Source organism: uncultured Pseudophaeobacter sp. (assembly GCA_905479575.1).
Taxonomy (GTDB): domain Bacteria; phylum Pseudomonadota; class Alphaproteobacteria; order Rhodobacterales; family Rhodobacteraceae; genus Pseudophaeobacter.
Map to the genome: position 1 here is coordinate 25,794 of CAJQNB010000005.1, position 12,334 is coordinate 38,127.

The window sequence follows — 12,334 nt, forward strand, 5'->3', positions numbered from 1 at the left end:
TACCGCCCAGCTCCCGATCTACCCCCCAATGAAGGCAGACCTGTGGCACAGGCGTCGCAAAACATCTTAACGCTGTCGCTATTTCAGGGCCTTCAGTTGCCACGGCACAGTACATGCAGTGCAGGATAGGTCAAAGGTGCCGCCCATTCAGGATGTCGCAAAATCCGGCATTTTGGATATGTTTTCACCAAATCCGCTCTTGCCATAGCGGCTATTACTGCCTTTTGGACCAGGACATTGCCATGACAGAAGACAATTTTGTTCAAAAAGGTGCATCCGCCACCCTGGCAGTTCCCCATTCAGGCGCACCGCAGGATTTTTATTTTCTGTTGTTGCCCAAGGCGACAATGCTGGCGGTTGCCGCTGCAATCGAACCTCTGCGCATTGCCAATCAAGTCACCAACTCCAAGCTGTACCGCTGGTATATCCTCACCGAGGACGGTGCCCCTATCCGCTGTTCCAATGGTATGATGGTGACACCGGATATGGCACTGCAGCCGATGACCTCGGAGGCGTTGGGGTTTGTCTGTTCCGGTGTCGAGCCGCAATCGACCGCAGGCGATGCCACCCTGAACTGGCTGCGTCGCGAAAGCCGGTTTGGCCGCGCGATTGGCGGCATCTGCACCGGTGCCTTTGCCCTGGCCCAGGCCGGGTTGATCCGCGATCAGGCCTTTACCCTGCACTGGGAAAACCAGCCCGGTTTTCAGGAGAGCTTCCCGGACCTTACGCCCTCGGCCAATACCTTTGAGATCAGCGGCGCCCTGATGACCTGTGGCGGCGGCAATGCGGCCACCGATCTGATGCTCAACTTGATCGAAGCCCGTCATGGCAAACAATTGGCCATTATCGTCGCCGATATGTGCCTGCATGTGCGCTCTGGTGGCCAGGCGACACCACAGAAATCCAACTATGCTGTGGCCATCGGCAGCCGCAACCAGCGGCTTTTGAACGCGTTGCAACTGATGCAATCCGCTATTGAGGACCCCCTGTCAATTGGCGAGCTATGTGAACAGCTGGACATCTCGCGGCGCCAGCTGGAGCGCCTGTTCTCGCGCTATCTGGCTCAAAGCCCGATGCATGTCTATTTCGACATGCGCCTGTCCCATGCCTTTGCCCTGATGAACGAAACCTCGATGAGTGTCACAGAAATCGCGCTGGCCTCTGGCTTTAACAGCTCGACCCATTTCTCCCGCCAGTTCAAACGAAAATTCGGCGCCTCACCACATTTTTTCCGCAAGGGCTGGAGCTAACCCCCAACGGTTTGGCGCGGCGCCCGCCAAACGGTAACGGCCACCGTCTATGCGCGGTGGCCGTTGTATTTGCGCGCAACGGATCTGGCTAAACCCCCACGGCAGCGCTCTGCCCTATGCGGCGCGCACCGTGTTGTGCGCCGACGCTGGTGCGGCACGTGCCGCCTCAGGTGCAGCCGGGATCAGACCCAGTGATTTACACAGAGGCATCCGGCGCGCGGCAAATGCAGCGGCCCGCGCCTGCAATAGCGCTAGGTTTTCCTCCGGCGTTACCAACACCCGTCCTTCATGCTGCAGCCGCTGCCCCTGCGCGGACAGAATGCTCCAGGCCAGGTCCGCCCAGTCGGTTGGCTGCGCCTTGCCTTCGCCATAGGCCAAAAGGAACAGCAGCTCGACCCGGTCCAGCTGCAGCCCGCCCCCAGTCACCGGAGAGGCCAGAAACCGCAGCGTTTCGCTGTCCTCGGCCCGTTTGCAAACCGCCAGATTAAAGGCCTGACAGCGCGCCTGACGCTCTGTGATGCCGTCCAGTGGCAGACAGGGCGCCACGACCCCGGACCCGGCCAACAGGCGCAGCAATCGCGATATTTCGCCCCAGGTCATTTGGCCAAAGGCTCCTTGATCCAGAAGGCTGCGCACCGTGGCTGGCCCGGACTGCAAAGCTTCCAGAATCGGCCCATATTGCGCCGGGTCCAAAGCGATCTCTCCCTGGCGCCAGCTGAGCTTCAACGGCCCGCCACTGTAGCGCTGCATCAGCGCCAGCGGGGTCTCGAACCAGGCCCCAATGGCGCCGCGTTCCGTATGGCTGCGCCCCCCCTTTACAAACAGGTCAGAGCGAAACTGTTCGTTCACCAGAATATCCCGCAGGTTTTCGCGCTGCACCGGGTCGCTTTCGCCCTCCAGCACCGCAGTTTGGTCGGGGGTCAGGCAAATGTCGTCCACATGGTCCAGAATACTGGTTGAGCCCAGGAAACTCAGCTTGGCCTGTGACAGATCACCGGCAAGATCTGCAAAATGAAACGGCGTCCAGTCGGCATTGAACATCTCATGGGCCAGATAGTTGGCCGACATCTGCTGGGATTTTTCCAGTCTGGTGCAGGCGATGGGATTGGCTTTGAAAAACTTGGCCCCTGCCCCTTCCAGATTCCCGGCAAAACTCAGCGCCTCAACGATCCTGTCCTCCAGCGGGCCCGTGCCCTGGGCGGCGCGATCCTGCAGAATACGCCGCAATGGCATCACCGAGGCCCAGCCCGACAGGGAATTGTAGCTGACATAGACCATGCCGCCAGGTTTCAAACGGCGGCGGATAAACTGGACGATATGCTGCCGATTTTCCTGCGAGACCCAGCTCATCACCCCGTGCAGGGCAATGATGTCAAACTGCTTGGGCAGGCTGTCTTCTTGCTCAAAATCAGCAAAGGAGCGCTCGTAGAAATGAACATTATCCAGATCCGTTTCTGCGGCCAGGTCCCGGGCGCCGGCAATGTGGGCCGGGTTAAAATCCATTGCGTGAAACTGAATATGCGGGTTGGCCGCTGCCAAGAGATTGGCGGTGAAACCCTGACCGCAGCCCAGCTCGCAATAGCTGAGGTCCCTCTGTGTCAGATTGTGTTTTTGACCCTTTGAAGTTGCAGCCAGGGCCATGACTGCCGGCGTCATTTCTTGAAAAAAATCATGTGTATAGTCAACCTCAGCTACGTAGCCGGAAGTCCAGTCGCTCATATACTACCTCTTGGTCTGCTTAGAAAACTTCGCGTCTGGGCAACCTGTCCAAAATTGGTGATCAAGAGGTTAAGCTATCAACATTTCTATTCAAGTTTTCGAGATCTCCCGCCCCGGCGCAGAAGGTGCACAACACCGCCGCTTGTGCCCGTGGTTGCGCGGTTGGGGTCGAAAAAGAGCCAGGTCCGCCCCGGAGCCAGGAAAAATGTTCAGGAAAAGCGGCAGGAAATAAGCCTCCCAGTTTCAAACGTCACAGAGACCACAGCCGAAGCTGACGGCAGCAAAAAGGGCGGAATGATCCGCCCTTGATCCCATGCTGGTGGGGTTTGTCCCCAGCTGTTTTGTCAGGCCCCACGGCGGGGATTAATCAAAGCTTCTGAGGTAGCTCACAACCGCTTCGATATCGCGCTCCTTGCGCAGCCCCGCAAACGACATCTTGGTGCCCTTCATGAACTTTCTTGGTTTGGTCAGAAAGGCAGCCAGGGCCTCTTCGTCCCAGACCAGACCATCTTCGCCCGCGGCCAGCATCGGCTTGGAGTATTTGAAACCCTCCACCATGCCCGCAGTGGCGCCAAAGATACCGTTCAGGATCGGGCCGGTGCTGTTCTTGGCCCCTTCGCCCACCTTGTGGCAGGCCTTGCACTTCTTAAAGACCTTGGCGCCCTTGGCGACCAATTCCGGGTCCAGTGCAACTGCCTCGACCACCGGCTCTGCGGCCGCTTCGACCACAGGTTCTGCTGCAACCGGTTCAGCAGCGGCCTCTTCCACAACCGCCTCAGTGGCCACTGCTTCTTCTGGTGTCACATCCAGAACCCGCGCCCGCATGGTGATTTCGACACTGTCCTTACAATCCGCCATGCAGGGTTCTGGCTTCCAGAAATGCGCCTCGCTTTGCAGCCGGTCATCGACAAAAAAGCCTTCGGCGTTGGGCAGGGTGACATCGGCGAATGTCTCATTTGACAGCACAAAATCCTCATCCACCAGATCGTTGGAATAGAGGATATAGGCGACGATGGCATAGACCTCATCTGGTTCCAGCGTCTGCGCCGCACCAAAGGGCATAGAGCGGTTCACATAGTCCCAGGTGGTCGACAGATAGGGCCAGTAGGAGCCCACTGTTTTCAGCGGATCCTCATGGTCCAGCGTGCCCTGCCCCCCGGCCAGTTTGGGCCAGTTGTCGACACCCTCGGCAAAATCGCCGTGACAGACGGCGCATTTCTCGGCAAAGACTTCCTCACCGGTCAGCGCATCGCCCGAGCCCACGGGCAAGCCGGTACCATCTGGAGACACGTCAATATTCCAGGCGGCAATTTCTTCCGGCAGGGCGGGACGGCCCAGACCGTATGTGCCGGCATAGGCCGGCAGGGTGAGCCCGGCTGAGAGAGCCGCTGCGGCGATAACTTTAGGAAACTTCGACATTTTCTGCCTCCCCATTGGCTTTGACCCACCAGGTCTGGATGGCGTTGTTGTGATAGATCGAGTTCAGACCGCGCACCTCGCGCAGCTCTGCTTTTGTCGGCTGGACATAGCCCGCGCTGTCACGCGCCCGGCTTTGCAGCAGCATTTCGGAGCCGTCCCAGTTCACATCGAGGTAGAACCGCGCCAGCGCCTTGTCGACACCAGGCGCGCCCAGACGGGCCTCGGTCCAGGTCTTGCCGCCATCAATCGAGACATCCACCCCGGTGATGGAGCCGCGACCGGACCAGGCCAGGCCTGTGATCACCAGCGGGCCGCTGCCATGGGTGATGGGCGACTGCGGGCTGGGGCTGGTCACGACGGATTTGGCATCCATTTCCCAGGTCCATTTGCGCGCCGAACCATCTGCCATGGTGTCGGTGTATTTTGAGGTCTCTTCGCGGCTTTCCACCGGGCCATCCATGACCTCGATGCGGCGCAGCCATTTGATCCACATGTTGCCTTCCCAGCCTGGCACAACCAGACGCACCGGGTAGCCATGCTCTTTGCGCAGGGCCTCACCATTGGCCTTAAAGGCCACCAGCACATCGTCCAGCGCCTTTTCCAGCGGGATCGAGCGGCCATTGGACGAGGCATCAGCGCCTTCAACGTAGACCCATTTGTCCTTGAAATCGCCAGCTGCGGCCAGTCCGGCCTCTTCCAGCAAGCTGCGCAGCGATACCCCGGAGTATTCCATATTGTGGATCATGCCATGGGTGAACTGAGCCCCATTGAGCTGAGCACCCGCCCATTCCATGCCCGAATTCGCAGCGCATTCGCAAAAATAGACCCGGTTCTCGCGCGGGAAACGCTCCAGATCGGCGTAGGAGAACACCAGCGGTGTATCTACCAACCCGTTGATCATCAGGCGGTAGTCTTCCTTACGCAGCTCGATCGCCCCCGAGTGGTGACGCTCAAAGGCGCAGCCTTGTGGGGTGATGGTGCCATCCAGTGCATGGATCGGTGTGAAGTTGATCGAAGAGATCGTATCTGCGGTCAGCCATTCCACATTGCGCCGCACCACGTCCTGCTCAAACTGGATCGGCAGGCCATAGGGGGTGGCATCCACACCATCGCCCAATCCACTGGCCCACTCCTGCACTTCGGTGATCAGTGGGTCCGGCGTCGCGGCCTGGGCCGCCTGGCCTGCGCCAACGGCGGCGGCCCCTACTCCGGTTGCGGCTGCACCGGCCAGAAACTGGCGGCGCGATGGCGCAAAATCATCTGCTTTATCGCTCATTTTCTTTCCTCCTTACATCGATAAATTCGCCTTTGTGAATTCATCAGCGCAAAAAATTTTGATCAGGAAGAGGTGCTGCTAGAGACGTCCCCCCAGCAGCACCTCCGGGTCAGGCCTAGGCGCCGACCACATTGACCGATGTGTTAGGGGTGACGGAGACCGTCCCCTGTTTGCGAATGTGATCTTCGACCACATCCCAGATCATGGGACCCTCGGTGCCCTCGTTGACGCTGGCCCAACCAGAAACCATGTAGGATTTGCTGGCGTCGATTTTCTCGCCGGTTTTCAACAGGGTCATTTCGCTGATGCGATCCCCCTGCGGCTTGGTGATATCAATCCGGTAGCCCATGCCACCAATGCGCACCATGTCACCGCCCTGCTGATAATAGGGGTCGGGGTTAAAGATGTTATCGGCCACATCCTCCAGAATCACCTTGATAAATTCCCCTGTCATCTCAGACCGGTAGGCAGCGCCGTAGCTCATCGAGGTGACATTCCAGATGTCTTCGCGGGTGATGTCATCCCCAGGCACCAGCGACGGCCCCCAGCGCACACCGGGCGACATGGCGATATCCGCCTCGCGCTCGCTGAGCAGCGCGTCACAGATCAAGTCATCCCAGGTGCCGTTGAAATTGCCGCGACGATAGAGCAGCGAGTCGGTCTTGCCGATCACTTCAGCCAGCTGATCCGCAAAAGGAGCGCGCTGCTCGTCGATCAGTTTGGTGATCACCGGATCCGGCGCAATCACATCCGAGAAGATCGGGATCAGCTTATGGCGGATGCCCATCATCTGACCATCGCGCACATCCAGATCAATGCGGCTGACAAACTTGCCGTTGGAGCCGGAGGCGATAATATGGGTTTTGCCAACCAGAACCGGCTCTGGCAGCGCGTCATGGGTGTGACCGGACAGGATCACATCAATGCCGGTGACAACGCTGGCCATCTTTTTGTCCACGTCAAAGCCGTTGTGCGACAGCAATACAACCAGATCAGCCCCCGCAGCGCGGACCTCATCCACCATCTCCTGCATGTGCTCATCGCGGATGCCAAAGGAATACTCGGGGAACATCCAACCGGGGTTGGCGATGGGCATATAGGGGAAGGCCTGACCGATCACTGCTACCTTGGCGCCACCGCGATCAAAGAATTTGTAGGGTTTAAACAGTTCCGCCGGTTCGTCCCACTCGGAATCAAAGATGTTCTGGCCAAGCGCCGCAAAAGGCAGGCCTTCGACGATCTCATTCACCCGGTCAGAGCCCAGGGTGAACTCCCAGTGGAAAGTCATCGCATCGGGCTTGAGCGCGTTCATGACGTTGACCATGTCCTGACCTTCGGTCTTGTGACAGGTCATGGAGCCATGCCAGGTGTCACCGCCGTCCAGCAGCAGCGCATCGGGGCGCTCGGCGCGGATGGCGTTGATCACGGTGGCGACGCGGTCCATGCCACCTACCCGGCCATAGCCCTGTGCCAGTGAAGAAAAATCATCATGGGTCAGCGCATAGGCAGAAGGGCTGCCATCCTGGATGCCATATGCCTTCCGGAAGTCAGCGCCGGTGATATGGGGCACATGGCCCTTGTTGCCCCCAACCCCAATGTTGACCGAGGGCTCGCGGAAATAGATCGGTTTCAGCTGCGCGTGAATATCAGTGATATGGATCAGGCTGATATTGCCAAAGGTGTCAAACTGGAGCAGCTGATCCTGGGTCAAGCTTTGCTGTGCGGCCAAACGGCCCCAGTTGCCAAAACCGGATGCACCAACCAGGGCGGAAGCGGCCATCGATACCTGCAAAAAGTCACGGCGCGAGATCATGTCTATCTATCATCCTGTGCGATCATAAGCAGCAAATATGATTCATATTCGCATCTATGAATTCATTAAAAGCGAAACACCCCGCGCCTGCAAAGACGCGGGGTGTTGGTGTGTTTTAGTTACGGACCGAGGGGCCTTCGACGGACAGACCATTGCCGCGCGACGCGACATAGAGCTCAAGCGCGACAAACTCGGACGAACCGGGCTTGTAGGTCTCGGCGCGGGTATCGCGCACGCAGCCTTTGAAACGGGCCTGCACGTTGTTGAGCTTGGCGTTTTTCAGACGATAGGTCGGAAAGCCGTTGATATGGCCCTGGCTCAGGTGATCAGCGCGGATCATCAGACCATAGCTGTCCTCGTGGCAATTGGCACAGGACAGTTCCAGCTGACCGGTACGGGCATAGTACATTTCTTTGCCCTGCTCCCAGACCGACTGAGCCGGTCCATCAATGGCGACATTGACCGGCATGCCACGTGACTGCACCGAAATAAGAGCCTCCATCGCGGTCATGTCACCGCCGGTGTATTTCCATGCTTTGGCACCCATCTGGTTTTCGCGGCAGTCATTGACCTGCATCGCCAGGGTACGGACTTCGCCGGCCTGTTCATTCCATTTAGGATAGACCGCACGCACCCCAGCCATGCTTTGCTCCACGTCATCATGACAGGAGGCGCAGGATTTACCCTCGGACCCCTCGACGGTGTTCCAAGCATCATAGGCCTTATCGACAAAGACCATGGCGGGGTTTTCAAAATCGTCCATCTGCAGGGCCTGGGTCTCATCCGACCGGAAGTGCCACCCCGACATCACCTCGTCCAGCACATCGGCCACATGGGCCGGTGCCGCGGTTTTGGTTACCAGAGTTTGTTCTTCGTTGAGCACCAGTGTGTCGTCATCCGCATCCGCATGGGCAGAAAGCGGCAGGCTCAGTGCGACAGCAATGGCGGTAAGCGCCTTATAGTTCATTCCTTGTCCTCCCTTGGGTATCCACCCTGGCCACATCTGCGGCCAGGATGCCGTGCCTTTGAGATCCGGAAGGGATCAGGCGATAGCGATAGATTTAGATGTCTCATAAACAGAGCCATCGTCGTCATACCAGGTAAAGGCAAAATCGCCGGCCTCTGGCACAATGGCCTCGAACTGGAAATAGGGGTTGGTCGAAACCGCAGGTTCAATCGTAACATCCACGACCAGCTGGCCGTTGAATTCGCAGGTAAAGCGATTGATGATCGAGCGCGGGATAACATTGCCTTCCTTATCCTTGCGCTGGCCGCTTTCCATCTGGTGGCTGATCAGGGTCTTGATGGTGATCGCCTCACCAGCAGTTGCCTTCTTGGGGACTTTGACGCGGGGTTTTACACCGGATGCCATGTCTTTAACTCCTTCGTATTCAGGCCGTATTTCAGGCCGCAATCGGATATGAGCGGGGCTGAATGCTTAGCCGCCGCAGCCACCGATGGTCACTTTCACAGATGCGCTTGCCTTGGCAAAGCTGCCGTCGGCCAGCTTGGCGATGGCCACTACATCCTGGGTGCCTGCAAGGCGGATCCGGGTGGCAGCAGACTGGCTGCCGGCCAGGGGGCCAAAATTGAAGGTTGCAACACCCGGCGTCGGGTTGCCGGTGGCCAGAACCATGATCGCAGTGGCGCCCGGGGCACTCACTTCGATTGGCACGGTATTGCCGTTTTCAGCAATCTCCGGCGCCGTTAGTTCAACTCCGGTGTCGGCCATGTCGGCACCACCTGTAAATTCGGCAATCCGATCCTCGGTGCTGGCGCTGACCCGCAGCGGCAGCACCGTCATCACAGCAGCACCCAGGGCCATGCCCAGGGTCTCACGGCGTGAGAACTCCATCATATGTCTCCTTTGACGTTTCGCAAAGCGGCTGGGCTGTCGCCCTCGCTTTACTCTTCTTTTAGGGTCGCGATGAACGCGATCACATCTTCGATTTCCTGGGCGGACAGGATCGGTGTCAGCGCCTCTGTGGGGGCCTTGCCGGTATAGGCATCACCAGGACGCAAAAAGCCGTCGACCTTGTAGAATGCAGGCATCATTGTGCCTTCAAAGGTCATTTTGGCATTGGTCATCAAACCGCGAAGCTCCGCTTCGGTCCAGCGATCCCCGGCGCCATCCAGCGACGGGCCGATTTCGCCGTGAAACGGCACATCAGCCAAGGCTGTCAGCTGGTGACAGGCGACACAGTTGCCCAGCGATTTGGTGCCTGCGATAACAGCACCGCTTGCCGCATCACCTGGTTTGCCGGTCAAGGAGGCCGCAACTGCGCCATCCTCGTCAAATTGCACATCCTTTGGCGCGACCTCTGCCGCCAAGGCTGCACTCCCGATCAGGCTCACGGCCAGTGTCAGAGATAGTCTCTTCATGGTTCCTCCCGTTGGCTGCCACCCGCAGTCTGGCGGGCTTAGCTGTTGTATACCGTAGGGCACCCTGCCCTCTAAACGCAACAACAAATTCAATAGTATGAATTAATATATTCGTTCGCCCGCACTCAGTCTGCAGACCCATTGTTGCGCTCCGAGATGCGGCGCGCGTGGTAGCGTTGAAAATCTTCTCCATTGTCAGAGAGATACCGCTTTTCGTTCACCCAGGTAAACATGTCCAGTGTTGTTCCCGAACCAAAGGCACCGGGCATTGTCGCCACCGCCGCCTGGGGGGCTGTCTGCCCCTCCTCCACCTCTTCCGGCAGGAACAGAATCGTTGGCGTAAACAGGACGCCCCATTTGCGCGCCATGTCTTTTTCCGACAGGCTCTCGCCATCAAAGTCAGTGACCTCCACATCGCCGTAAAGGTTCATCTGCACCACAAAGTAATTCTCGTCGATGTAGCTGCTCACCTCGGGGCGAGGGAACACATCGGTGTGCATCTTGGTGCAGTAGATGCAGCCACGTTGTTCAAAGAACAACACCAGACGTTTGCCTTCGCTGTTGGCCTCCTCCAGGTCTTCGCGCAGATCCTTGAAGGTCTCGCGCATCCAGGGCGTTTTATGCAGCCCGTCATCGCCCAGTTCAACCGCTGCAACATCCGTTGCAATCAAGGGCAACGCCAGTGCCAGGGCGGCAAGTTTCAACATCCAGTTCTTCATGTTTCTCTCCCAAAATCTCGCATTCTGTCTTGGTCACTATCCAATTGTGGCAAAGCTTGGCATCCAGCGGATCATCAGATCTGCAATCCAGCGCACGCCGCCGGTGACGATCAGGATGGCAAACAGGATCAGCATGGCGCCCATGATCTTTTCGACCCAGTGAAAGGCCGCCCGGTGCCGCGCCACCCAGGCCAAAAACGGCTTGGCAAACAGCGCCGCCACCACAAAAGGAAAGGTCATTGCCGCGCCATAGACAAACAGCAACGCGCCGCCGCGCCAGACCTCTCCCAGCCCGGAGGCCACCATCAGGATCGAGGCCAGAGCCGGCCCCACACAGGGCGTCCAGCCAAAGCCAAAGGCCAGCCCCATCAGGTAGGCCCCGGCCAGGCTAGATGGGTCGGCAGAGCTTTCCATCCGTGCCTCACGGTACAGCAACCCGATGCGAATGACCCCCAGAAAATGCAGGCCAAAGACCATCAGAATCGCCGCTGCCCCGTAGGACAGGATCTCCATATACTGCCCAAACAGCTGCCCCAGCGCCGTCGCCCCCATTCCCATCAGCATAAAGACCGAGGTCACCCCATAAGCAAAGCACAGGGAAGCCAGGACCATACGCCGCTGCGCTCCCGGTGCGATCTCGCCGTCACTGCGCAGTTCGGACATGGACAACCCGCCCAGATAGGACAGGTAAAACGGCACCATCGGCAGAATGCAGGGGGTGAAAAAGCTCAACAATCCGGCAAAAGCAGCGCCCAGGTATGAAATTTCCAGCATCACGATTTTATGACCTTCCGCGCCTTAAGCTGTCTTGGCGCAAGACTTGTGTTATTCACATATTCAAATTATGTAGTATCAAGCCGCAAATCGCGGATGCCGTCAACGGTTGAGGTCATGAAAAATCAACGCCCCCTTTCTGTAACCCGCCGCAGCTTTGCAGCGACCGCCTTGTCAGTGGCTATTGGCCTGGCGGTTGTAAACCCGTTGCCTGCGCTGGCTGACGTGGATTTGCCCTGGGCTGACAAGGGTCGCGCGCTGGTCATGGTTGAGCAGGCAGGCTGTGAATGGTGCAAACGCTGGAACGAAGAAATCGGCCCCATTTACCCCAAAACCCGCGAGGGCGCTTTTGCGCCGCTGCACCGGGTGGATCTGCGGGCCATTCCCGCTGACCTGCAGTTGACACGTCGGGTGACTTTTACGCCAACATTCTTGATTGTAAACGACGGACATGAGATGGCCCGCCTGGAAGGCTATCCAGGGGAAGACTTTTTCTGGCCCTTGATCGCCCAACTTATGCGCCAGTATCTGGGGTTGCCCACCGAAGAGGCCGACCCACCCGAGAGCTAGCCGATATTAAGACCGCATTGGGAGGAGCGGCGCCCGCGCGCTGCCACCACAGGAGACGAGACTATGGGACTACCGCAATTCTCGGCCGACATGGCCCCGGAAGAGCTGGACAACATGGTGGACAACGCCACCACAGCGTCAAATTTCCTCAAGGCGATCAGCCATGAGGGACGATTGATGATCCTGTGCCACCTGGTCACCGGTGAAAAATCGGTTACCGAACTCGAAGATCTACTGGCCGCACGCCAGGCCGCCGTGTCGCAGCAGCTGTCGCGGTTGCGGCTCGAAGGGCTGGTCGTGCCACGCCGGGACGGCAAGGCCATCTATTACCGTTTGGCAGACGACCGTCCACGGCGGATCCTCGAAGTGGTCTATGAGCTGTTCTGCAACGACGCCAACTAGGGCCAGATCC

13 protein-coding genes are annotated in these 12,334 nt (G+C 58.4%); 3 read left to right on the forward strand and 10 right to left on the reverse strand.

The window, feature by feature from the left end; all coding sequences use genetic code 11:
• Positions 1 to 242: 242 nt before the first annotated feature.
• On the forward strand, positions 243 to 1,250 hold the full coding sequence (locus QZ268_RS01605) for a GlxA family transcriptional regulator (protein WP_295447109.1): 1,008 nt from the start codon (positions 243 to 245) through the stop codon (positions 1,248 to 1,250).
• A gap of 114 nt (positions 1,251 to 1,364) precedes the next feature.
• Here the strand turns inward: QZ268_RS01605 and QZ268_RS01610 are convergent, their stop codons facing one another.
• The 10 genes from QZ268_RS01610 to QZ268_RS01655 all read right to left on the reverse strand — a co-directional run bounded on the left by QZ268_RS01610 (position 1,365) and on the right by QZ268_RS01655 (position 11,352).
• Positions 1,365 to 2,969 carry a class I SAM-dependent methyltransferase gene (locus QZ268_RS01610; RefSeq protein WP_295447111.1) on the reverse strand — a complete coding sequence of 535 codons (1,605 nt, stop codon included), beginning with the start codon at positions 2,967 to 2,969 and terminating at the stop codon, positions 1,365 to 1,367.
• A gap of 363 nt (positions 2,970 to 3,332) precedes the next feature.
• Positions 3,333 to 4,388 carry a c-type cytochrome gene (locus tag QZ268_RS01615; protein ID WP_295447113.1) on the reverse strand — a complete coding sequence of 352 codons (1,056 nt, stop codon included), beginning with the start codon at positions 4,386 to 4,388 and terminating at the stop codon, positions 3,333 to 3,335.
• Complete coding sequence (gene soxC / locus QZ268_RS01620) at positions 4,372 to 5,664, reverse strand: sulfite dehydrogenase (RefSeq protein WP_295447115.1); 1,293 nt, start codon at positions 5,662 to 5,664, stop codon at positions 4,372 to 4,374. Before soxC ends, QZ268_RS01615 begins: the two co-directional genes overlap by 17 nt.
• A gap of 115 nt (positions 5,665 to 5,779) precedes the next feature.
• Positions 5,780 to 7,477, reverse strand: coding sequence for a thiosulfohydrolase SoxB (gene soxB, locus QZ268_RS01625; protein WP_295447117.1), 1,698 nt, complete (start codon positions 7,475 to 7,477; stop codon positions 5,780 to 5,782).
• Positions 7,478 to 7,592: 115 nt separating this feature from the next.
• Positions 7,593 to 8,444: a sulfur oxidation c-type cytochrome SoxA gene (gene soxA, locus QZ268_RS01630; protein WP_295447119.1), complete on the reverse strand. Its 852-nt coding sequence runs from the start codon at positions 8,442 to 8,444 to the stop codon at positions 7,593 to 7,595.
• A gap of 75 nt (positions 8,445 to 8,519) precedes the next feature.
• Positions 8,520 to 8,849 (reverse strand): thiosulfate oxidation carrier complex protein SoxZ, encoded by a 330-nt coding sequence (gene soxZ / locus QZ268_RS01635; protein WP_295447121.1) that lies wholly within the window; start codon positions 8,847 to 8,849, stop codon positions 8,520 to 8,522.
• A 66-nt stretch (positions 8,850 to 8,915) separates the two neighbouring features.
• On the reverse strand, positions 8,916 to 9,332 hold the full coding sequence (soxY, locus tag QZ268_RS01640; protein WP_295447123.1) for a thiosulfate oxidation carrier protein SoxY: 417 nt from the start codon (positions 9,330 to 9,332) through the stop codon (positions 8,916 to 8,918).
• Positions 9,333 to 9,382: 50 nt separating this feature from the next.
• Complete coding sequence (gene soxX, locus QZ268_RS01645; RefSeq protein WP_295447126.1) at positions 9,383 to 9,859, reverse strand: sulfur oxidation c-type cytochrome SoxX; 477 nt, start codon at positions 9,857 to 9,859, stop codon at positions 9,383 to 9,385.
• A gap of 125 nt (positions 9,860 to 9,984) precedes the next feature.
• On the reverse strand, positions 9,985 to 10,578 hold the full coding sequence (locus QZ268_RS01650) for a thioredoxin family protein (protein WP_295447128.1): 594 nt from the start codon (positions 10,576 to 10,578) through the stop codon (positions 9,985 to 9,987).
• Between the two features lie 36 nt (positions 10,579 to 10,614).
• Positions 10,615 to 11,352 carry a cytochrome c biogenesis protein CcdA gene (locus tag QZ268_RS01655; RefSeq protein ID WP_295447130.1) on the reverse strand — a complete coding sequence of 246 codons (738 nt, stop codon included), beginning with the start codon at positions 11,350 to 11,352 and terminating at the stop codon, positions 10,615 to 10,617.
• Positions 11,353 to 11,469: 117 nt separating this feature from the next.
• Between QZ268_RS01655 and QZ268_RS01660 the strand changes: the two genes are divergently transcribed.
• Positions 11,470 to 11,922: a hypothetical protein gene (locus QZ268_RS01660; RefSeq protein ID WP_295447132.1), complete on the forward strand. Its 453-nt coding sequence runs from the start codon at positions 11,470 to 11,472 to the stop codon at positions 11,920 to 11,922.
• 63 nt (positions 11,923 to 11,985) lie between these two features.
• A complete protein-coding gene (locus QZ268_RS01665) occupies positions 11,986 to 12,324 on the forward strand; it encodes a metalloregulator ArsR/SmtB family transcription factor (protein ID WP_295447134.1) in 339 nt (112 codons plus the stop codon).
• Positions 12,325 to 12,334: the final 10 nt, after the last annotated feature.

What these genes read in the sequence shown, in the direction of transcription:
- QZ268_RS01665 (WP_295447134.1), top strand. Translation starts at nt 11,986, where the DNA reads ATGGGACTACCGCAATTCTCGGCCGACATGGCCCCGGAAGAGCTGGAC.
- QZ268_RS01660 (WP_295447132.1), top strand. Translation starts at nt 11,470, where the DNA reads ATGAAAAATCAACGCCCCCTTTCTGTAACCCGCCGCAGCTTTGCAGCG.
- soxX (WP_295447126.1), bottom strand. Translation starts at nt 9,859, where the DNA reads ATGAAGAGACTATCTCTGACACTGGCCGTGAGCCTGATCGGGAGTGCA.
- soxC (WP_295447115.1), bottom strand. Translation starts at nt 5,664, where the DNA reads ATGAGCGATAAAGCAGATGATTTTGCGCCATCGCGCCGCCAGTTTCTG.
- QZ268_RS01650 (WP_295447128.1), bottom strand. Translation starts at nt 10,578, where the DNA reads ATGAAGAACTGGATGTTGAAACTTGCCGCCCTGGCACTGGCGTTGCCC.
- soxB (WP_295447117.1), bottom strand. Translation starts at nt 7,477, where the DNA reads ATGATCTCGCGCCGTGACTTTTTGCAGGTATCGATGGCCGCTTCCGCC.
- QZ268_RS01605 (WP_295447109.1), top strand. Translation starts at nt 243, where the DNA reads ATGACAGAAGACAATTTTGTTCAAAAAGGTGCATCCGCCACCCTGGCA.
- QZ268_RS01610 (WP_295447111.1), bottom strand. Translation starts at nt 2,969, where the DNA reads ATGAGCGACTGGACTTCCGGCTACGTAGCTGAGGTTGACTATACACAT.
- QZ268_RS01655 (WP_295447130.1), bottom strand. Translation starts at nt 11,352, where the DNA reads ATGCTGGAAATTTCATACCTGGGCGCTGCTTTTGCCGGATTGTTGAGC.
- soxZ (WP_295447121.1), bottom strand. Translation starts at nt 8,849, where the DNA reads ATGGCATCCGGTGTAAAACCCCGCGTCAAAGTCCCCAAGAAGGCAACT.
- QZ268_RS01615 (WP_295447113.1), bottom strand. Translation starts at nt 4,388, where the DNA reads ATGTCGAAGTTTCCTAAAGTTATCGCCGCAGCGGCTCTCTCAGCCGGG.
- soxA (WP_295447119.1), bottom strand. Translation starts at nt 8,444, where the DNA reads ATGAACTATAAGGCGCTTACCGCCATTGCTGTCGCACTGAGCCTGCCG.
- soxY (WP_295447123.1), bottom strand. Translation starts at nt 9,332, where the DNA reads ATGGAGTTCTCACGCCGTGAGACCCTGGGCATGGCCCTGGGTGCTGCT.